Source organism: Succinivibrio sp. (assembly GCF_045124615.1).
Taxonomy (GTDB): domain Bacteria; phylum Pseudomonadota; class Gammaproteobacteria; order Enterobacterales; family Succinivibrionaceae; genus Succinivibrio; species Succinivibrio faecicola.
In genome coordinates this window covers 1-2,583 of record NZ_JBGVMC010000312.1, presented here as the reverse complement: position 1 = coordinate 2,583, position 2,583 = coordinate 1, and the positions used below count along the sequence as shown (strand labels likewise).

Genomic DNA, 2,583 nt, shown 5'->3' with positions numbered 1-2,583 from the left:
ATATCATAGTCATCCTCAACTAATGAAAGTGCATGAGTTAAAATTCTACCAACACCTGCTCGACCTGAGAGTTTTCTGTCAATTGTGGCAAGAGTCATACTTGATACGATGATATCAAGATTTGGGAAATTTGTATGGGTTATACAGCTTTTAACGTTATCATAAGTTAGCTCTTCCATTGTATAAAGATCGAAAAGACTCTTATCAATACCGTTATAGTCAAAACCAAGATAGCTTGTTAAAGAAGCGTGAGGATCGGTGTCTATGATAAGAACCTTAAGATTCTCCTTTTGAAACCAGCCAGCTAATGAAGCAACAGTTGTGGTTTTACCAACACCGCCTTTCTGACTTGCAATTGCCCAGACTAACACAAAAACTCCTTTTAAAGCTTATCAACTAATTCTTCTTACCAGAGAAATTCAGCTCAATTCGGTTATCCTCGCCACGAGAAATACCAATCTTGCTAGAACCTGCCTTACCACTGTAATTTCTATTGTCACCCTGACCGTTTAGGATCTCTTCTGCATTTTCAAGAACAGGCTTTCTTTCCATAGCATATCTTGAAATTGCAATAACAACCTTACGGTTTAATGATCTGCCTGCAGCAGTCTTGTTTGAGTACTTAGGTGAGAACTGACCAAAAGCCTCAATAGCCATTCTTTCAGGATTAATACCAGCCTTTTCAAGCTCTTCTAGAACAGACACTGCTCTGTTAGCTGATAGATCCCAGCTGTTTCTGAAAATTCCGTTTGGAATGAATGAATCATCTGTATAACCACGAATTCTGATGTAGTTATTGATGTTTGAAATTGTAACAGCAATCTTTCCAATTACAGGCCTTGAGGCAGCCAGCACTGAAGCTGAACCTTCTGCAAACAAAAGTCCTGAATTAATGTTGATGGACAACCAGTGGGAATCTTCTTCAATGTCGATGAACTTTTCCATACCAGACTCAGAGATAGCCTCAGAAATTGAGCGTCTTACCGCATCAAAATGGGTACCAACCTTACCTTCACCCTGAGTAGTAGCATCTATCTCTGTGGTACCGCCCTTTTCAAATTTATCTGAAGAGCCACCAGCCTGGAAACCACCTTCACCAGATTTTGAACCACCATTAGGATTATCTGAACGAGGGCTGTCGTTCTTTGAAATTTCATTTTCAGAAATAACAAGATCGCCAGATGAGGTTGAAGAATCGGCACTGTTCTGACCTTCCTTATCATCATCAGAGCCTGATGTGGTATCCTCATGCTGCTGTGTTGAAGATGTGGTGGTAACCTGGAAATTCATGATCACACCACCGTTTTCGATGATCTGCTTACCTTCATCTCCGCTGCCGCCACTTTGTGACTGTTTTACAGCTTCCTCTACTTCCTGAGTCATCTTTGATGACATTGCACCAGGAACTAAAAGTACGCCACCTGGGGATGAAATCTGCAGCTGTTCATTAAAAGACTGGGCAATTGCCTCTGCCATAGCCTTAGCATCAGACTGCTTTGCCATAGCGAAAGCGTATAAAACCACGAACAGAGCGAACAAAAGAGTCATGAAGTCGGCATATGACACCATCCAACGTTCAAGGTTTTCGTGCTCTGGCGGTTTCTTTTTCATTTTGGTCCCTTAAAGGTTATGCGTTTTCGTTCTTCTCGCCTGTGTAAACAGCAAGTCTTCTCTTTAACATCATGGTATTTTCGCCAGCTGCGATTGATACAAGTCCTTCTAAAGTCATGTACTTGTATAAAGTCATCTGACCGATAATACCCTTAACGCGGTTTGATGCTGGAAGACAGATAATGTTAGCTACAACCAGACCGTAAATTGTTGCAACGAATGCAACCGCAATAGCAGGGCCTAATTCATCTGGTCTGTCAAGCAGTGACATAGCATGAATAAGACCCAGCACAGCACCGATAATACCCATGGTAGGAGAATAACCACCCATAGCCTCTAGCATCTTTGCATAAGGCTCATATTTAGCTTCTTCAACTGCAATGGCATTTTCAAGAATTGACTTTAAAGCATCCTTGTCAACACCATCAACAATCATCTGAATACCATCACGAGTATAATCATCACTTGCAGATCCTATGGAGTTTTCCAATGCCAGCAGACCTTGCTGACGAGCTGTTGTTGATAAACCAACTAATAATTCAACCTGTGAGTCAAATGGAATTCTTGGAGGAGATAAAAGCCAGAGAATACACTTAAGACCACCTATCATATCTGACAGAGGGAACTGTACCCAGCAGGCAAAGAATGATGCACCAACCACAACTAAGAAAGCAGGTAGAACAAGCATCATTAGAGGACTGGTACCCTCCATGAGCATACCTGCCACAATACATCCGACCGCTAGGATAATTCCAAGGAAGTTCATATAAACCTGCCTTTTTTAATCTAAGTTATTCAATTGTGCTTTCAAATTCAAAGGCCCCGTATTACTTATCGGGGCTCATATTAGAATTCTTTAACAATACAGTTGGCAATATCCTCAATAGGGAGAACCAGATCAGCAACATTGGCATTTACAATAGCCTGAGGCATACCATATACAACACAGGTTTCCTCATTCTGAGCCCAGAT

Annotated in this window: 4 protein-coding genes and 1 pseudogene; all 5 read right to left on the bottom strand. The window is 41.4% G+C overall.

What is annotated here, in order from left to right:
* A partial coding sequence (locus tag ACJML3_RS08165; protein ID WP_406022233.1) for a ParA family protein occupies positions 1-371 on the bottom strand: 371 nt, incomplete at its 3' end.
* A 25-nt stretch (positions 372-396) separates the two neighbouring features.
* Complete coding sequence (locus ACJML3_RS08160; protein ID WP_406022237.1) at positions 397-1,290, bottom strand: flagellar motor protein MotB; 894 nt, start codon at positions 1,288-1,290, stop codon at positions 397-399.
* Positions 1,291-1,484: 194 nt separating this feature from the next.
* Positions 1,485-1,611, bottom strand: a pseudogene (locus ACJML3_RS08155) (flagellar motor protein MotB); the annotation flags it as partial.
* A 16-nt stretch (positions 1,612-1,627) separates the two neighbouring features.
* Complete coding sequence (locus tag ACJML3_RS08150) at positions 1,628-2,377, bottom strand: flagellar motor protein (RefSeq protein ID WP_288135631.1); 750 nt, start codon at positions 2,375-2,377, stop codon at positions 1,628-1,630.
* An 80-nt stretch (positions 2,378-2,457) separates the two neighbouring features.
* Positions 2,458-2,583, bottom strand: coding sequence for a chemotaxis protein CheB (locus ACJML3_RS08145; protein ID WP_406022235.1), 126 nt, complete (start codon positions 2,581-2,583; stop codon positions 2,458-2,460).

What these genes read in the sequence shown, in the direction of transcription:
- ACJML3_RS08160 (WP_406022237.1), bottom strand. Translation starts at nt 1,290, where the DNA reads ATGAATTTCCAGGTTACCACCACATCTTCAACACAGCAGCATGAGGAT.
- ACJML3_RS08150 (WP_288135631.1), bottom strand. Translation starts at nt 2,377, where the DNA reads ATGAACTTCCTTGGAATTATCCTAGCGGTCGGATGTATTGTGGCAGGT.